The organism is Hyphomicrobium sp. CS1GBMeth3, assembly GCF_900117455.1.
In the GTDB taxonomy this organism is placed as follows: Bacteria; Pseudomonadota; Alphaproteobacteria; order Rhizobiales; family Hyphomicrobiaceae; genus Hyphomicrobium_C.
The window spans coordinates 1,427,242-1,445,135 of the sequence record NZ_FPHO01000002.1; the positions used below are offsets into that span (position 1 = coordinate 1,427,242).

Consider the following 17,894-nt stretch of genomic DNA (forward strand, 5'->3'; position numbering starts at 1 on the left):
CTTACTGGTGAGGGAAGGCGCAGATCTGGCCGCTATTGCCCCAACGGAACGTTGAGTTGCAGCTTACCCAGCCAGTTGTCGTTGGTGGTCTGGCCACCGGTCTCGACGCCGCCCGTAGCCTGAAGGCTCATGCTATCCTTAACGCCCACGGCGACGCCTGCTTCGGCCTTCCAATGCAAATCCGGGTCGGCCCCGGTGATGCCGCCCGGCGCAAGGCGCGAGATATCGTCGAATGACAGGAAGCCACCGGCGGCGATGCGCGGCTCGATGTAGGTTTTGCTGTCGAGATCGAAGCGCCGTTTCATCTCCGGCAGGACATCGAGGCGGCCGGTTCCGACCGTGGTCGCTTCGGAGAACGCCGTGTCCCGGAATTTCGGCGTGTCCTCGACGTAGCTCAGGCCAACGCTCGGTGCCAGCGTCCATCCGTTGACCTGGCGCGTGCCGCGGAGCGTTCCGCGAACCATCGAGCGCTCGGCTGGCACCGTATCCAGCATAACGCCGTTCGGCGCGATCTCCGTGTTGCCCCAGGCGGCGCGTCCATCGAAGATGATGCCGTGGCCGAAGCGAACGCTCATGTAGGGGCCGGTGGTCCAGCCCTTCGTCGACACGCCGCCGCTGTAGCGGCTGTACTCGCCGAGCTGGTCGAACTGGGTCAGGTATCCCAGCATGATATCGGGGCCGAGCATGTAATGGCCGCCCATCGACATGGTGCTGAAGTTGCCGTCGTTCAGGCGCGAGTCCATGTCGATGGTGTCGTAAGTCTGGTGGCGCCCCTCGAACCAGAAATCCATGATGCTCGGCGCGCTCGGATCGCCCATCTTCATCGCCGCGGCGAGCTCGGAGAGGCTGATCGACGCCGCGGCTTCACGCGGCATCGCGCCGCCTGTCTCGGAGGCCGTATAGGAATCGATCGGTTTCGCTTCGGTGCGCGGACGGTCGATGCGAATGCGGTCGGGATCGCGGTTGGCCAGAAACGCCCTGCGGCGGTCGGCGAGTGCGCGCTCGGCGCTCGCCCGCGCGACGGACACGCAGGTGACGCTCAAGGCGGCCGCCGCCTCCGCATCGGCGTCGAGCCGAATGCCGTAGGAAGCTTCATTCGTTGCAACGAAGCTCACCGACGCGGTGCGGCCCGAATGCAGCGTCTGCGCTTCGCCGCCGGTGCTCGATACGGTCACCGCTGCCCTACCCGCTGTCGAAAGGGACAACGTGAGCCGTTCTCCCTCGCCTAGGGACGCCTGGCGCGAGGCGTTACCACCCGCCGCCGCTCGCATGTTCAGCGCACCGTTGTTGGCGGCCGTGCATCCGGCGCTTGCCCGCTCGGCGGCTTGGAGCTGCGCGTAGGGAAACGCTGCGCCAAGTGCGACGCAGCATGCCGTGGTCCAAAGACCCCGACGGAACGCAACCTCATACATCGTCCGCAGGTCCCTCTTCACGAATAATTCCGTGTCTGATCAATGGGCTCTATGCAGGCGAATATGGACCAAAGGATGACCCCGACGCGCGAGTGCAACGATGAATGTGTCCGCGTGCGACTGCATCAGACACGCTGATCGTCGTTCGGAAATTTTATCGGCCCTCGATCTTTCCGGCCGGGATGCGCGTTTATCAGCGTGGAGCGCTTCGCCACCTGCGTTGCGCTCTTCATTCTTCTTGCATTCGACGGGGTCAGACTTGCCAGTCATCACAGAACATGGCGCGAAAATACTGCCGAGCGTAGAGCTCGATGGCTACAATCTCGAGATCCGCGACGAAGAGGGCTTTGTCGGAGATCGGGCGAGCCGCGGCGCCTTTCGCGAGATCCTGGAGGAATGGCGCGAGCCGCTGCGCAAGCTCGGCGCGGATCCACTCGGCGATCAGGCGACCGAAGACGTCAGCAAGAAGGACCTCGATGCTTTGCTCGCCAAGGGCGATCCGGAGGTCGGCGGTCTCATCCATAGCGCCATCGAGGCCTTCGCCAAGGAGCTCGAGCGCGTGATCCGTCGCTTCTTGAAGTCCGCGAGTTGGCGCGACACGCAGGCCATCGTGATCGGCGGCGGCTTCCGAGAGAGCCGGGTCGGAGAGCTGGCTATCGGGCGCACCGAAGTGCTGCTCAAGTCCGGTGGCACCGATATCGAGATCGAGCTGATCCGCAATCACCCCGACGAAGCGGGGCTCATCGGCGCGGCGCATCTCATGCCGTCCTGGACGCTCGAAGGCTTCGACGGCATCCTGGCCGTCGACATCGGCGGCACCAACATCCGTGCCGGTGTCGTCGAGCTTAATCTCAAGAAATCATCGAAGCTCGCGAAGGCCAAGGTCTGGAAGTCTGAGCTGTGGCGGCACGGGGACGAGAAGACGAAGCGCGACGAGGCTGTCGATCGACTGGCCGACATGCTGAAGGATCTCATCAAGACCGCCAGCAAGGCCAAGCTGAACCTCGCGCCGCTGATCGGCATCGGATGTCCAGGGCTCATCCGTCCTGACGGCTCGATCGAGACCGGCGCCCAGAATTTGCCCGGAAACTGGGAGACCAAGACGTTCAATCTGCCCGCCTATCTGCGCGAGGCCATCCCGGAGATCGGCAAGCACGAGACCGCGGTTGTGATGCATAACGATGCCGTCGTGCAGGGGCTCAGCGAGCTCCCCGTGATGCGCAAGTTCGACCATTGGGGCGTGCTGACGATCGGCACCGGGCTCGGCAACGCGCGCTTTACCACGCGGCGCAAAAAATAAGCGCCCCGCTCGCCCCCAGCCGAGCAAGGCGCTTCGTCTCTGCAGGTCTGTCTCGGAGCTTCAGGCGGCGGCCTCGGCGTCGCGGTTCACGGAGCCGCGCGCGATCTCAGTCAACAGCTCGTCTGCGTGATGCTCCTCGTCGAGGTTCTGCTTCAGAAGCTTGGCCGCGTCTGTATAGCCGAGATCGTTGGCCCATTCGACGAGCGTGCCGTACCGGCAAATCTCATAGTGCTCAACGGCCTGGGCCGAGCTGATAATGCCTGCGTCCAGCACCCGCTCGTTCTTGATATCGCCCATGTGCTCCTTGGCTTCGTCGATGATGCCCTCGATAGCATCACACTTCTTGCCACGCGCTGGCACGTCGAGCAGCTTGAACACCTGCTCCAACCGCTCAACCTGGCCTTCCGTCTCGGCCTTGTGGGTCTCCAGCGCCTTCTTGAGCTCTGCGTTGTCGGACTTGCTCACCATGCCCGGCAGCGCCTTCAAGATCTGCTTCTCGGCGTAGTAGATGTCCTTCAAAGTCGCGACGAACAGGTCTTCCATCGTTTTTACTGACATTGCTCTTGGCTCCGTTACTTGAGGGGGCAACTGCCGATCAATCCGGAGTGGCGGCGTCCAGTTCCGCCCGTCCCATGTGTGCGCTGCGGAACCGCGCTCGGGCGGCCGCGTTACGGCCATTACGTCGGTTCCCTCCCGGATGACGAAAGGGCCCTCTCATGCAGGATTTCGAGCGCGCCTATATGCGCACCCTGCGGCATGCCTTTGACACCGAAAAGCAGCTCTTCACCTCGTGTAGCGCTCTCGCAGCCGTGACGACCGATGCGGCCTTTGGCAAGCTTCTCTCCGAAATCGAGGCCCAATCTGCCGCCCAGGCGGACCGGCTCGAGAGCATCTTTCGCCTGCTCTACCTCGAGCCGCAGGGCGAACCGTCATGGGTTGCCACGGCGCTGCTGAGGGAAGCCCTCGAATGCTGCACGCTGGGACCTGAAACCGGAACGCAAGGCGCGGCAGCGGCATTGCTCGCCATCAAGCGCTACGAGATCACGCTTTATGAGGCCTTGCTGCGCTGGTCGGAGCATTGCGATCTCGTGGAGGCGCTTGCGGATATCCGCCGTAGCATTGCGGAAGAGCTCGTGCAGGCGAGTGCTCTTTCAGAAATGGCTTTCGAACGCGTTGGGGCCGATCACGCCGCGCTCGCTGAACGCAGCCTGCTGCACTGAACAGAAAAATCGACGCTGACCCGAAAAGAAAAGCCGGCCACGAGGGCCGGCTTAGAAAAGCTTGCTTCAGACTACGCATCTCATCGACGCGATCAAATGAAGCCAAGCAAGTGCAAGACGATGATACCGGTAATCGGAACGCCGGCAGCCCAGAGTATCACGTAGCGCATGTTTTTCTCTCACCAAGCCTGGCCCGGCCGACCGGTTGGTCCGGGCCCGACGAGCGATCTTGCTCAGTGAGCAATCAACACGCGATCGAGCGGCAAGTTCCGCTCGTCCGTGCCTTTCAGCCCTCGTTCGCTAGCGCTGCTCCGCAGGCAGAAACGAGCTGACCTTGCGCACGAGATCAGCGACGTTCTGCGCGCCCATACGCTCCATAACCCAAGCCCGGTATGTCTCCACCGTGCGCGGGCTGATCGAGAGCTTGGCCGCGATCTGCTTATTCGACATGCCTGAGGCGACAAACTCCAGCACCTCGCGCTGACGCGGCGAGAGAGCCTTCAAGCGCTCTGCAATATCGACACGCTCGCTCGCCTCGCTGGTCTGACGACGCCCCTTCTGAACTGCGTCCGAGACGCTCGTCGCGAGACGCTCGCCATCGTACGGCTTTTCGAAGAAGTCGAATGCGCCTTCCTTCAGAGCCTGCACCGCCATCGACACATCGGCGTGGCCGCTAATCAGGATCAGCGGCGCCTCGTTGTTGCGATACTTGAGCTCGCGCTGCAGCTCGAGCCCGGTCATGCCCGGCATGCGCACGTCTGCAACGACGCATGATGGCTTATTTCCGGGCAGCTCCTCGAGAAAGGCTTCCGCGGATCCATAGCAGGCTACTGGAATGTCGCGACTTTCGATCAACAGCCGCATGGAGTGGAGCACAGCGGCATCGTCATCGATCAAAGCTACGGTCACTTCGGCGTCCCTTTTGGTCATTCTTCCAACGATGTCGTTTCAGCAATGGATGTGGGCAGAGTAAAGGAAACTGCGGCCCCGCCGCCAGCGCTTTCGATGACGAGCTGACCGCCGTGAGTTTCGGCTGTGGACCGCGCAAGCGCAAGCCCGAGGCCAAAACCTTCCTGTTTTGTCGTGGTGAACGGCGTCAGAGCGCGTGCAAGGATCTCCGGATCGAAGCCCGGGCCATTGTCACGCACACTGACCAGGACACGGTTTGCGTCCGTCAGATCCGCCTCCAATACAATACGGCCATTCGAACGGCCACTGGAGGATATGGACTCTGCGGCGTTGCGGATCAAGTTCACGAGCACCTGCTGGATCTGCAAACCGTCGCAAATCACGGACGGCAGATTGCGCGCGATCCGCGTTTCCACGCTGACGAGGCCGGCCTGCGTCTCGAATCTGCAGTGAGAGATTGCCTCGCGAATGAGATCGACGGCCTGATGGGGCCGCATTTCGGCGCGGCCAAGCTGGATGAAGTCGCGCAACCTGCGCACCACCTCCGCCGCGCGATCGACCTGTGCCACCGCATGCCCGGCGGCCTCGCGCGCCGTCAGATTATCGGGCGACTGCTTCTCGACGGCCATCTTGGCGATCCTGGTGTAATTGGCGATTGCCGTCAGCGGCTGATTGATCTCGTGAGCGAGCGCGGCGGCGAAGGCGCCCATTGTATCGAGCCGCGCGGCGCGCTCGAGCGCCTCCTGGTTGCGCCGCAACTGAGCCTGAGTGCGCAGCTGCTCGCTCACGAGCGTACCGATGGTCAGTCCCGTAAGTGCCAGAACAATCATCAGCGCCTGGTAGGCCGTCACCTCGTTAGCGTCGATGCCCGCGTACTGCATGGCGACCATGAGTCCGACCTGGGTGAGGACAAGTCCGGCTGTCACGCCTTCGAGGCCGAACCGGACGGCGGTCCACATCACCGGCAAAAAGAACAGGTAGAATTGCTTGACGCGAAACGTATCGGAAAGCCCGAAAACAGCGGCCAGGGTCGCGATCAGGACGAGCACCAGAGCCGCCATCTCGAACGACGGAACGAGGTGACGCTTGCGCGTGAAGAGGATCAGGAGGAACGGCGTCAGCACCGTGATGCCGATCATGTCTCCGATCCATTGGTGCGCCGTCGTTTCAATCAGCTTGGCCGGCGCGACGAGGCCGAAGGCGGTCAGAATCCCGACGTAGGCGATCGCGACGACACCTGTGCTGATCGCCGCGACGCCGATCAGCAGCATCAGAGACCGCTTCGAGCTCAGCGTACGATCGAAGTCGAGGCGAGGAAGCGTCAGCAGAGTTGCAGCGGCTCCGTAGCCTGCGCCGATGACGAGCGATCCCAGGAGGTGCGCCGCCACCGGCATCGGCAGATCCAAGACGAACGCATTGACGAGCATCGGCGCGACAAACAGCCAGGGCACATACTCGCGGCCAAACAGCAGAACGAGCGCGAAGCTGAGACCCGTCGCCGGGTTCCAGGGCGTGATGCCGATCGGCGCAATAGGGCTGATGAAGCTCACCCAATCCAAGAGGGCGTAGGCGACGAGGTAGGCGATGCCGATGGTCAGCGGGTGACGTGAAAACAGGGCGGCGACGGGCAAATTCTTTGCCGACGCTTCCTGACTCCACTCGTGCATTCTTCCACTCCCTTTTCCGTCATCCGGCAAACTACTCAGGACCATTTCCCGATCCATGCCACCGCACGTGCGCATCCCCAATTGCTGCGACCACCTGACATCAGGACGATGCAAAGCAACGAAAGACGCGCTTTCCGTGCTCCGAAAATGAAACTTTATACCAAAACATTCTTCGGGGCACTTCGCGTCGGCAGACGAACGGCAGATCTGCAGGCAATTTAGGCAGAATTTTCCGGGGATGAAGACTTCATATGCCGGGAAGCTCCGGCAATCGTCGACGGGGAGGGGGACTGGATGTACGGACGTAGGTATCTCAAGCTCACGGTGATGGCCGGTGCAGCGGCGCTGATGGCGTCGCCCGCCGACGCACAGACCGCCGCGGAGCCCGCCGATGGCGGCCTGCCGGAGGTGGAGGTCATCCAGAAGAAATCTCCTCCTCCAGCCGCGAAGAAGAAGGCCCCGGCCCCTAAAGCCGCATCTCCCACACCGCAACCGCCGCCGGCGGCTCAGCCGGTTTACGCCGAAGAGGAGCCTGCGCCTGAGCCCGCGCTCGAAAACTCGCCGTACGGCGCGGCCGCCAGCGGCGGAGCCGCCGCGCGCGCCGAGAGCGGCCCGCTCGCTCCGGTCAACGCCAAGTCGATCGTGCCGGGCGACCTGCAGAATGCCCAGGGTGCAGCCAGCCGAATCACGACAGAGCAGCTCGACGAGCAGCGGCCGCTCACCAACCACGAGGCTCTGGCCCGCGTTCCGGGCGTCGTGACCGTGACCGACGACGGTTTCGCGCGGCACAGCGGCATCGGCGTGCGCGGCTCGCCGTTCCGGCGTTCGCGCAAGGTCCTCGTCATGGAGGACGGCGTTCCGATCAACTTCTCGACTTATCTCGATTCCTCCACCCACTACACACCGCCCATTGAGCGCGTGGAGAGCATCGAGGTCTTCCGCGGCCCGATCGTCAACTATGGCCCGCTCAACAACCACGGCGTGATCAACTTCCGCAACCTGTCGCCGTTCGGTGATAACGAAACCGTGATCAAGGCCGGCATCGGCCACACGGAGGGCTCCGATCGCAGCGTCGACAATATGCGTCATGTTCACACGCGCCAGAATCTCGGCAACGTTGGCGTGGTCGCGTCCTACTCGGGCGCGGACGCCGGCGGAGCGTGGGACGTCGAAGATCTCGGCTACAACGACTTTTACGGCGCCATCGGCTTCCGCGGCAGCCGACAGGATCTCACGATCTCCGGCGGCTACTTCCGCCAGCGCGATACGTATGATGAGGACAACTTCGAAGGTACGGTCGCCGAGTTCAATCAGTACCGGCGAAACAAGGTCCGCGCCGCCGCCGACGGGCTGTTCGCGCAGCCATGCTGCTACCAGTGGAGCAACTACAATGCCGACTACTATCGGCTTCAGGTGGCCCACAACCTCTATCTCGACGAGAACACCACGATCTCCACGCGCCTCTACGGCAACGACCACGAGCGCGCGCGCTTCTACGTCGACGACTTCACGGACGCCGACAACTTCATCATGCAGGGGCGTGATCGCCACTATCGCAACTACGGCGCGGATTCACGTATCGAGCTGGCCAACCTGCCGCTGTTCGGCGGCCTGATGCACACGCTGCAGGCTGGCATCCGCTACGAGGAGCACTTCTTCGACAACAAAAACCGCGAAGGCGAAAACGGCGAGCGGCTCAACTTCAACCATCGCGGCGCTCTCGACGGCGCCATCCAGAAGCTTGAGGCTCAATCCTTCGCTGCCTTTGTGCAGTCGGCGATCAAGGTCACGCCGTCACTGACGGTTACGCCGGGCGTGCGCTTCGAGACGTATGAGGTCGAGTTCCGGGATCCGGACGAGTTCAACGGCAACGCGAATTACGACCACGTCTTGCCGATGCTCTCCTTCGCCTGGGAGGCTGCGCCGCGCACCACTTTCTACGGCGGCTATCACCGCGGACTGACGCCGCATATTGTGCGCGATCTTCTTGAGTCTGACGCGGATCGCTTCGTGGCGCCGGACGAAGAGATCGGCGATAACTTCGAGCTTGGCGTGCGCACCACCGCGGTTCGCGGCCTGACGCTCGACATGGCCTACTTCCACAACCGGATCGACAATTATCAGTTCGGAGAGGCCTTCCAGACCGGCGGCGGCGACCGTGTGTTCACCTCTCTCGAAGAGGTCGAACTCAACGGCTTCGAGATCTATTCGCGCCTTGACAGCCGGCCGTTCACGGGCAGCCCGTGGAACTTCTTCGGCGAGGCCGTCTACACGTACGTCGACAGCGAGATCAAGAAGGGCGTCGACGACGACGGCAACGATGTTTCCGGCAACCACGTTCCCGAGTCGATCAAGCACTTCGCGAACCTGACGCTCGGCGTCGAATACAGGAAACTGTGGGACGCCAGCGTGTCGTGGACGCATCGTGGAGAGTACTATACCGACGCGCTCAATACCGGGTTCTCTCCTGATGCTGAGGATGGGAAGGTTGATGGCGTCTGGCTGCTATCGGCGCGCGCGAACTACCACCTTTCCGAGCAGTTGACGCTCTGGGCGTCGGGACAGAACCTCACCGACGAGTTCTATGTGTCCGACCGCAACGACGGTGCCAAGCCTGGTGTGGGCCGTACGCTGTGGGCGGGGTTCACGCTCAAGTTCGACTGACGAAAAACTTCACGACGACCCAAGACCCAACTGCGCGCAATGCTCCGGGCCCAAAGATGTCCAACCCATCTTTGGGCCCGGAGGCTTTTCAATTCATTCGGAGATTTCAGAAATACGCCGCGCACGGAGAACGGAATAATCCGATGCGAGCCCGCGCCATTTTCCCAGCGTTTATTCCCAATTCATGGCGGGATACTTGGCGCCGTGTTGCCATTATATCCTGGATGATCAAGTCATAACTTCCTGATTTTGTTGATTTTTTCTGTAATTCTACGGCAGCATTCGCACCGAGCAATGCCACCGCATGGAACCATCCTGAATTGCTGGTCGCATTCGGGATCGAGGAACATGCTGCAACTTTATAACAAAAGTTTTCCAGATCCGGGGGGATCGCTTTGCAGCGCGCAAATGTCGCTGCCCGAGTGGGTCGCCCGCTGCGGTGGCTGAGGAACTTGGGGGTTGCGTCTGCCATGCGGACGCACGTGGGGGAGGAAGCAGTAGCATGTCACTCAAAGTTCATTTGAAGCTGACGGTCATGGCCGGGGCGATCGGGCTCCTGGCTTCGCCGGTCTCAGCCCAGACGGCGGCCGCGCCCGCAGACGGCGATTTGCCGGAAGTCGAGGTCATTCAGAAGAAGGCGCCTGCCGCCAAGAAGAAGGCGCCGCCCGCTGCCAAGGCGGCCCCCTCACCGGCGCAGCAGCCACCAATGGCCGCTCCAGCGGCGGCTCCAGACTACCCCGACCAGGCTCCTGAACTAGCTAATTCTCCCTATGGCGCGGCCGCAAGCGGTGGCGCTCAAGTTCGTGCCGAAAGTGGTCCGCTTTCTCCAATCGATGCGCGCCAAACTCTTCCCGACGACCTGCAGAATTATGTAGGTGCCGGAACACGCGTGACGTCCGAAAATCTCGACGAGCAGCGCCCGTTGAATAATCACGACGCGCTCGTCAACGTACCTGGCATCATGACAGTCAGCGACGATGGCATGGGGCGCCACTCTGGCATTGGCGTGCGCGGCTCGCCTATGCGCCGCTCTCGCAAGGTCCTCGTCATGGAGGACGGACTACCGATCAACTTCTCGCCCTACCTCGACGCCTCCACGCACTACACCCCGCCAACCGAGCGCCTCGAGAGCATCGAGGTGATGCGCGGTCCGATCGTCAACTACGGTCCCCTCAACAATCATGGCGTCGTCAACTTCCGAAACCTCTCGCCGTTCGGTGCGAACGAAACGGTGATCAAGGCCGGCATCGGCCATACGTGGGATGTCAATAAGGACGTCAATAATTTCCGCCATGTGCATACGCGGCAGAACGTCGGGCAGGCTGGCGTCGTTGTCTCTTACTCGGGAGCGGAAGGTGCGGGCTCGTGGGATAACGAGGTGCTGCGCTACAACGATTTCTATGGCGCGATCGGGCTCAAAGGTACGACTCAGGATTTCACGATTTCAGGTGGCTATTTCCGCCAGCGCGACCGTTATGACGAGATCAACTTCGTGCCACCGGAAGGAGTCGCCAACGGATACGCCGAGTTCTATCGCAACGGCCGCAACAAGCTCGGAACGGGGGGTGACGATGGTGGCTTCGAGGGTAGCCAGCGCTATGCCAACCTCAGCAGCTATAATGCCGACTACTGGCGGATCGTCGGTACGCATAATTTCTACATCGACGACAGCACGACTCTGACGACGCGCGGCTATTACAGCGACCATGAACGCAATCGCTTCTATTTCAACGAAGAGGACGGCGACGACTTCTTCATGCGCGGTCGCGAGCGGCAATACCGGTTTTACGGCGTGGAATCGCGTATCGAGTTCGCTGATCGGCCGTTCCTTGCCGGCATGAGGCAGGATATTCAGGCCGGCATCCGATTCGAGCGGCATGAATTTACGAACTGTAACACGGTGGGACAGGCAAACGAGAAGCTCGACTCCGGAAACAGTGGCCGCTGCGATATCTTCCTGAACTCCGACCCAGATCTGCCAGACAACGGCGACCGCTCTCGCCGGGCGGACATGGATGCAAATTCTTTCGCAGCGTTTGTGCAGACTGCGATTCACGTTACGCCCGGACTGACCGTGACGCCTGGCGTCCGCTTTGAGAGCTACGATATCGATCGCTGGACGCAGCCGGATCGGGCCGAGGCGCCGCAACAACCAGGCTTCTCGAGCTCAAGCACGGACGAGGTGCTGCCGATGATCGCGGCGGCCTGGGAGGTGATGCCGCGTACGACGATTTACGGCGGATATCATCGCGGACTTACGCCGCAGATCACGCGCGGCCCGGCTTTCCCGCTGCCGGACGAGATCGGCGACAACTTCCAAGTTGGCGTACGTTCTACTGCTATCCGCGGTTTCGCTTTCGATCTCGCCTATTTCCACAGCGATATCGAAAATTATCAGGTGAAATCGCCGACGACGACCGGCGGCGGAAACAATATCTACGGCACCGCCGATGAGGTCGAAATCGACGGCTTCGAAGTAGCTGCACGCTTCGACAGCAAGCCTTGGACGGGCGGTCCTTGGAATTTGTTTGGTGAAGCTGTCTACACATATGCTGACTCCGTCATCACCAAGGGGTTTGACGGAACCGATGACGTTGCCGGAAATCGCGTACCTGAGGTGCCGCGCCATTTCGCCAATCTGACGGTTGGTGTCGCTTACAAGCGGCTTTGGGACGCGAGCGTAAGCTGGACATATCGCGGTGGCTTCTACACCGACATGGCCAACGGCGAACTCGAGTGGGACGACGAAGAAGTCGAGGCTGGTTTTGTACCCGACATCTGGTTGCTGTCCGCGCGCAGCAACGTCTATCTCACGGACAACCTATCGCTCTTCGTATCCGGCACGAACTTGACCAATGAGTTCTATCTGTCCGACATCGACGAGGGCATGAAACCCGGCGCCGCCCGTACGGTGATGGGAGGATTTACTTACAAATTCTAACTGCAGACCCTTCTCCCGGAAGGTGCAGCGAACGCCCGGGCCTGGTTTTCAGGTCCGGGCGTTCGATTGTGCGGCCGCGTGCGAGCCGTGCCTCCGTCGCGGCATGGGCCCGTGCGGCACGAAGCGGTGAATGCGCGTGTTAGCCCGCGACCCAAAGCAAGCGGCGGACACGTTTCAACAGGGTGATCATCCGGCGCCCTATTTGGTCAGAATGAGCCGGCCATTGGCTGTAATACGCAGGTGATACTCGGCGCCGTCGTGCTCCAGGATCGCCTCGCGGCTGCCCTGCATCAGCTCCGACACGACATAGCGAACGACACGAGGCGCACGATCATGCACGGCCGCGGCCTCAGTTTCTGTTTTGGTCTCGCTCGTCGACATTCCTTGTCCTGATTAGAACCGTTCAATTGGAGCGCGCGATAGGCGTCACCCCTCCGTTTATTCTTGACTATGTAATTCCAGTTTACTAGGGTGTGCAAGTCTGCGGTTCACGCGGACGTTTCGAGCCAACCTCCTAGCGGGGTGCTCGCGATTTAGGCGGTGGACCGCCGCGGTCATGTTTCGGCTGGTCCACTCATCCGTCTTGGGGCCCAGTACTCCTCCCGCACTGCCTGGGACCCCCAAGTTGGCGGCGGCGCGCCGTTCCGGTTGTTCTTCCGAGGCCGGTCCGGACGCTGCCGCCCTTTCACTCGCGAAGCACGGCCGGTATGCTGGTTTCGAACTCACGCAAGCAGGCAAGATATCGGCCGGGACAATCAGATGTTCATTGCAATGAACCGCTTCAGAGTCATCAAGGGCGCGGAGGCCGACTTCGAGCACGTGTGGCTCTCGCGCGAGACGCACCTCCATGAGGTGCCCGGCTTTGTCGAGTTCCATCTGCTCAAGGGGCCGGAGCGCGACGATCACGTTCTCTATGCGTCTCACACCATCTGGCGTTCGCGGATGGACTTCGACGCCTGGACGCGGTCCGAGCAGTTCCGCAAGGCGCACGGCGGCGCCGGATCCAGCAAGCCGCTTTATCAGGGTCACCCCGAGTTCGAGGGGTTCGAGGTGCTTCAGACCGTTGCCGCAGATGGCACGCGTCGCGTGGCAGCGGAGTAGTGCGCAGACGACCGGAGGTCACGCATGGGCACGGCGATACATCAGCGCGAGGACGTCTTCATGCCGCTCGGACAGCGTCTCGCCGCCAACGCGGATGGCGTGCTCGAGGATATCGCGCGAACCTATTGCGTGAGCACACTCGACGTGGTGCACGCGCTTCCGGAGGAAAACCGCAAGATCGTGATGGGTGACCAACTCGAGGCCATTCTCGATGCCGTGGCCGACTGGGGTCCCATCCTCTTCATCGTGCATACGTCCGATCTCGTGCTCGAATGCGAGGGACCGCTGCCGCGCGGCAGCTACGGCCGCGGGTACTTCAATATCCACGGCGAAAGCCCCATCGGCGGACACATCCGCGCCTCGCGTTGCCGGGAGATCGCATTCGTCTCGCGACCCTTCATGGGCCGCCAGTCGCACTCCATCCAGTTCTTCAACTTCGACGGCGACGCGATGTTCAAGATCTTCGTGCGTCGCGATGAAACCCGCAACCTTGTCGCGGATCAGGTCGCTCGCTTCGAAGCGCTCAAGGCGTCGCTTTGAGGGCGGGTGCGACGCGCGTCAGAGACGCTATCGGAGTTCCTTGATGTGTAGTGACGGGTACACGCTGACAGATACTCCCGCCTCCAGCCTCGACGAGATGGAGCGCGAGTGGCTGCACCTCGTGCGTCTGCAGTGCACGAGCTACGAGCATAATCAGGCCGAGGGACTCGACCGGGCCATCGATCACGCGGAGCACCGTTACGGTGCCGACATCGGTCCTGAGATGGCGTGTCGCATTGCCGTTCTCATCCGCGCCATGCGTGCCGAGAGGCAAGGCGGGTTCGGCTACCTGTCGCCGTACTGTCCCAACTGCAGCCGGCGCGTGACGGAGGACGAGTGGCACCTCATCCTGCTCATGCAAGCAGGTTATCGCGGCGTGCCAAGCGACATCGACGAGGCCGCCGCCGAGTTCGCGCGCCGTGCGGAAGCGCCGGCCCTGGTCGCAGCGGCAAGGCGCTTCGGATCGACGGCGGTAGCCGCCGTTCCCTCGCGGCGCTCACGGATCACTGCCAGCGCCTCTCTGCATTGAATCGCCAGACACGGGGCTGATTTCGCCACCGCTGCGCCATTATTTACTCCGGTTCGGAAACTAGACCTTGCGCCGGCGCCTCCCTGTGGGCATGGCCCCGCCGGTGAAGCTCTCACATGCCGCCCAATAATAATGGACCTCTCATGACACTTTTGCGGACCTTCCTCCCCCCGTCTCTGCTTCTCTCCGCCTTCGCTCTTGGAACGCCGCTTGCTTATGCTCAGGACGCTTCTCTCGCCGAAGCGCGGAAGCTCGAGCTGGCTCAGAAAGCCGACGAAGAGGAAGAGGGAAAGAAAAAAGGCAGGCGCGACTCCGACGAGGAGCGCGGAAGGAAAGGAAAATCCAGGGACGAGACACCGAACCGCGAACGCAAGCGCGAGGATGCGCGGCAGGACCGCCAGCCGGAGAAACGAAAGACCTCCGAGCCGAAGGAACGCGAGGCACCTGCGCGGCAAGACGTCATCGAGCGGAAGCATCAGGAGCCCCCGCAACCGCGTGAGAATATGCTTCCACGTCGGCAGGATGAAGAGCGCGCACGGCGCGACGATGCCAGGCAGCGGCGCGACGCCGAGCAAAGCCGCGAAAAGGCCGGCAAGGACCAGCAGCTCCGCGAGTTGGAAGCTCGCGATCGCAAGCAGAAGCAGGAGGCTGAGCGAGCGCGACAGGAGGCCGAAAAACAGAAGGCCGATGCAGCCCGCCGCGAAGCCGAAAAGCTCAAGCAGATCGAAGGGCAGAAGGCCCGCGAGAATGCCGAGCGACAGAAACAGGAGGCCGAACGGCAGCGGCTGGAGGCAGAGCGTGCCCGTCAGGATGCCGCGCGTAAGAAGCCAGAGGCGGAGCGTGGAAATATTGGACGTGAGCGGTATTCGCGAGAGCCGCAGCGCGAGGCGGACCGTGAGCGTAAAGATCGGCGCGATCGCGGCAAGTTCGACCGGTCCCGTGCGGACCAGGAATTCCAGAGGGCTCGCAAGGAGGCTGAACAGAAGGGTGGCAAAGGCCCGGCGGAAGTGTTTCGTCCTCAGGCTGCAAAACGCTTCGAGGAGTTGCGCAAGGGGCGGAAAACGCGAGAGGTCGGCTCTCGCGAGATCATCACCGAGCCCGATAAGCGCGTGATCGTACGCGATGAGAAACGTACCTTCATCCGCCACGACGAAAGTGCGCGGCTGACGCGTAAGGGTCGCGAGGTGCGCCGCGAACGGCGCAAGGACGGACTGTGGACGGTCGTGACGGCGGGCCTCGCCGGCGCTATGATCTATTCGCTTATGGATGACGACGGCCGCGTGGTGCGACGCAGCCGCAGGGATCGGGACGGCCGCGATTACGTGCTGTTCGATGACCGTCGCCATTACCATGGACGGGGCCGCGGGTCCGATTACCGGCCCATCTACATCGACCTGCCGCCGCCGGTGGTGCGGATTCCGCGACATCACTACATCGTCGACTACGAGCGTGCGTCGTTCGACGATATCTACGATGCGCTCAACGCACCGCCGATCGAGCGGCTGGACCGCAGCTATTCCCTCGACGAGGTGCGCTACAATTACAGAATCCTAGAGCGCATGCGGCGCGTCGATCTCGATGCGATCAATTTTGCCTTCGGCTCGTGGGAGGTTGGCGAGGACCAGTATCCGAAGCTTGAGCGTATGGCGCGCGCCATCCATCGGGTGCTCGACCGCTCACCCAGCGAGCTGTTCCTTATCGAGGGGCACACTGATGCAGTTGGTGACGAGATCGACAACCTGTCGCTCTCCGACCGGCGCGCCGAGATGGTCGCGGCGATCCTGAGCGACACCTTCGACATCCCCCCAGAGAACCTCACCACGCAAGGCTACGGAGAGGAATACCTCAAGGAGCTGACCGACGGCCCGTCGCGGATCAACCGTCGCGTGGCGGTCCGGCGCATCACGCCGCTCCTGTCGCGGGATGGCTGGGACGACCCGACCTGACGCCTGGCTGCACGCTAGCCGTAGCAGGGCATTAAGCAAATTGTGTCTTCTAGACCACGGGCTGCGGGAATGTTTCCGCGGCCCGTGGAACTTTTGGCGGTGGATGGAATTTTTGTCGGTTAAGCAAACCAACAACTGAACCCGTCCGGAATTTAAGAACATGGCCGAAAAGACGTCGCCGGATGATCGGGAAACCGGCGCGGAATCGCAGCCCCGAGAGCAGGGAGAGGCGGAGAACCACGCTGCCTACCTGGCGGCTATCGTCACCTCCTCCCAGGACGCCATCGTCAGCAAAACTCTGGACGGGCGGATCACGTCATGGAACGAAGGCGCCACGCGGATCTTCGGCTACCGCGCTGACGAGATGATCGGGCAGTCCATCAAGCGCGTTATTCCTCCCGAACTACTCGATGAAGAGGACAGAATCCTCGCTCGTATCCGCTCCGGCGAGCGCGTGGATCCGTTCGATACGGTCCGCATGACGAAGGATGGCCGGCGCATTGACGTCTCCCTCTCCATCTCCCCCGTGCGCGACAAATCCGGCAAGCTGATCGGCGCCGCCAAAGTGGCTCGTGACATCAGCGAGCGGAAGCAGGCGGAAAAGTTGCAGCAGCTTCTGATCGGCGAACTCAATCACCGTGTGAAGAACACGTTGGCGACAGTGCAGGCCATCGCGGGCCAGACCATTCGGCGTGCGAAGAGCCCGTCTGATTTCGCCGCCAGCTTCAACGGTCGCCTGCAGGCACTGGCTCGCACGCACACCATGCTGACGGACAACACCTGGCGCGGTGCGGACCTGCTTTATTTGATCAAGGATCAGCTCCTGCTGGGCGAGGATGAGGATGAGCGCATCGCGTACTATGGACCGTCGGTGATCCTTCAGCCTCAAGTGGCGCTTCATCTCGCCATGGTCATTCACGAGCTTGCCACCAACGCCCGGAAATACGGCGCCTTGTCCGTGCCGAATGGGCGGCTGGCCGTTGACTGGGTTGTACGGACCGGCGGTGACCGCAAGCTCGATCTTTCATGGCGCGAAACGGGAGGTCCAACGGTCACGGCGCCGACGAGCCGCGGCTTTGGCATGACCGTGGTCGAGCAAAGCCTTGCTGCCCACGGGGGCGAGGCGCGCCTTCTCTACGAAAGCCACGGTCTCTCCTGCTCCATCAGCCTGCCGCTACCGGAAACTCTCGAGCCGGATTGGATCGAGAGAGCAACTCGCATGGCGCTGAGGCCAAACGGCATCGGACGCGGCGGAGTGGCCGCCACCCGTTTCATCGTGATCGAGGACGAACCGGTCGTAGCGATGGATGTTGAATCGACCTTGACCGACCTCGGTCATGACGTGGTGGGCACGGCGGCTACCCTCGAGAAGGCGAAAGAGCTAGTAGCGGCTGGCGGCTTCGACGCTGCGTTGCTCGACGCCAATCTCGCGGGTACGCCCGTGGACGAACTGGCTGCCGCGCTCACACGAAACGGCACGCCGTTCGCTTTCGTAACCGGCTATGGACGCGAAAGCCTGCCCGAAGCGTTCCGCAACAGCCTTATCCTCGGCAAGCCCTTCACTCTCGAGGGATTGAAATCGACGATCGCGCTGCTCGCGCGGGACACGCACACGCCGCCCGCTGTCTCGCGGCTCAGGGGGCGGGCCTAGGTGTAGTGGGCGTG

14 protein-coding genes are annotated in these 17,894 nt (G+C 62.1%); 9 read left to right on the forward strand and 5 right to left on the reverse strand.

Features of this window, described 5'->3' with window-relative positions; genetic code table 11:
- Positions 1 to 32 precede the first annotated feature (32 nt).
- Complete coding sequence (locus CS1GBM3_RS06905; RefSeq protein ID WP_139247813.1) at positions 33 to 1,433, reverse strand: autotransporter outer membrane beta-barrel domain-containing protein; 1,401 nt, start codon at positions 1,431 to 1,433, stop codon at positions 33 to 35.
- 238 nt (positions 1,434 to 1,671) lie between these two features.
- Between CS1GBM3_RS06905 and CS1GBM3_RS06910 the strand changes: the two genes are divergently transcribed.
- Positions 1,672 to 2,712, forward strand: a complete 1,041-nt coding sequence (locus tag CS1GBM3_RS06910) for an ROK family protein (RefSeq protein ID WP_244534568.1) — start codon at positions 1,672 to 1,674, stop codon at positions 2,710 to 2,712.
- A gap of 60 nt (positions 2,713 to 2,772) precedes the next feature.
- Here CS1GBM3_RS06910 and CS1GBM3_RS06915 read toward each other — a convergent pair whose 3' ends face one another.
- A complete protein-coding gene (locus CS1GBM3_RS06915; protein ID WP_072393153.1) occupies positions 2,773 to 3,270 on the reverse strand; it encodes a YciE/YciF ferroxidase family protein in 498 nt (165 codons plus the stop codon).
- Positions 3,271 to 3,428: 158 nt separating this feature from the next.
- On the opposite strand from CS1GBM3_RS06915, the gene CS1GBM3_RS06920 reads away from it, so the two are divergent.
- On the forward strand, positions 3,429 to 3,932 hold the full coding sequence (locus CS1GBM3_RS06920; RefSeq protein WP_072393156.1) for a DUF892 family protein: 504 nt from the start codon (positions 3,429 to 3,431) through the stop codon (positions 3,930 to 3,932).
- A 300-nt stretch (positions 3,933 to 4,232) separates the two neighbouring features.
- Here CS1GBM3_RS06920 and CS1GBM3_RS06925 read toward each other — a convergent pair whose 3' ends face one another.
- Complete coding sequence (locus tag CS1GBM3_RS06925) at positions 4,233 to 4,862, reverse strand: response regulator transcription factor (RefSeq protein ID WP_072393159.1); 630 nt, start codon at positions 4,860 to 4,862, stop codon at positions 4,233 to 4,235.
- Complete coding sequence (locus tag CS1GBM3_RS06930; protein ID WP_072393162.1) at positions 4,859 to 6,508, reverse strand: MASE1 domain-containing protein; 1,650 nt, start codon at positions 6,506 to 6,508, stop codon at positions 4,859 to 4,861. Before CS1GBM3_RS06930 ends, CS1GBM3_RS06925 begins: the two co-directional genes overlap by 4 nt.
- 294 nt (positions 6,509 to 6,802) lie before the next feature.
- Between CS1GBM3_RS06930 and CS1GBM3_RS06935 the strand changes: the two genes are divergently transcribed.
- Together CS1GBM3_RS06935 and CS1GBM3_RS06940 are read left to right on the forward strand one after the other, a co-directional pair.
- Positions 6,803 to 9,172, forward strand: coding sequence for a TonB-dependent receptor family protein (locus CS1GBM3_RS06935; RefSeq protein ID WP_072393165.1), 2,370 nt, complete (start codon positions 6,803 to 6,805; stop codon positions 9,170 to 9,172).
- Positions 9,173 to 9,674: 502 nt separating this feature from the next.
- Positions 9,675 to 12,113 carry a TonB-dependent receptor family protein gene (locus CS1GBM3_RS06940; RefSeq protein ID WP_072393168.1) on the forward strand — a complete coding sequence of 813 codons (2,439 nt, stop codon included), beginning with the start codon at positions 9,675 to 9,677 and terminating at the stop codon, positions 12,111 to 12,113.
- 198 nt (positions 12,114 to 12,311) lie between these two features.
- On the opposite strand, the gene CS1GBM3_RS06945 is transcribed toward CS1GBM3_RS06940, so the two are convergent.
- Positions 12,312 to 12,494, reverse strand: coding sequence for a hemin uptake protein HemP (locus CS1GBM3_RS06945; protein ID WP_072393171.1), 183 nt, complete (start codon positions 12,492 to 12,494; stop codon positions 12,312 to 12,314).
- A 378-nt stretch (positions 12,495 to 12,872) separates the two neighbouring features.
- On the opposite strand from CS1GBM3_RS06945, the gene CS1GBM3_RS06950 reads away from it, so the two are divergent.
- From CS1GBM3_RS06950 to CS1GBM3_RS06970, 5 genes are all read left to right on the forward strand, one after another.
- Complete coding sequence (locus tag CS1GBM3_RS06950) at positions 12,873 to 13,214, forward strand: antibiotic biosynthesis monooxygenase family protein (RefSeq protein WP_072393174.1); 342 nt, start codon at positions 12,873 to 12,875, stop codon at positions 13,212 to 13,214.
- Between the two features lie 24 nt (positions 13,215 to 13,238).
- On the forward strand, positions 13,239 to 13,754 hold the full coding sequence (gene hutX, locus CS1GBM3_RS06955) for a heme utilization cystosolic carrier protein HutX (RefSeq protein ID WP_072393177.1): 516 nt from the start codon (positions 13,239 to 13,241) through the stop codon (positions 13,752 to 13,754).
- A gap of 43 nt (positions 13,755 to 13,797) precedes the next feature.
- A complete protein-coding gene (locus tag CS1GBM3_RS06960) occupies positions 13,798 to 14,283 on the forward strand; it encodes a hypothetical protein (RefSeq protein ID WP_139247814.1) in 486 nt (161 codons plus the stop codon).
- 143 nt (positions 14,284 to 14,426) lie between these two features.
- Complete coding sequence (locus CS1GBM3_RS06965; RefSeq protein ID WP_072393182.1) at positions 14,427 to 16,229, forward strand: OmpA family protein; 1,803 nt, start codon at positions 14,427 to 14,429, stop codon at positions 16,227 to 16,229.
- A 160-nt stretch (positions 16,230 to 16,389) separates the two neighbouring features.
- A complete protein-coding gene (locus CS1GBM3_RS06970; RefSeq protein ID WP_072393185.1) occupies positions 16,390 to 17,880 on the forward strand; it encodes a PAS domain S-box protein in 1,491 nt (496 codons plus the stop codon).
- Positions 17,881 to 17,894: the final 14 nt, after the last annotated feature.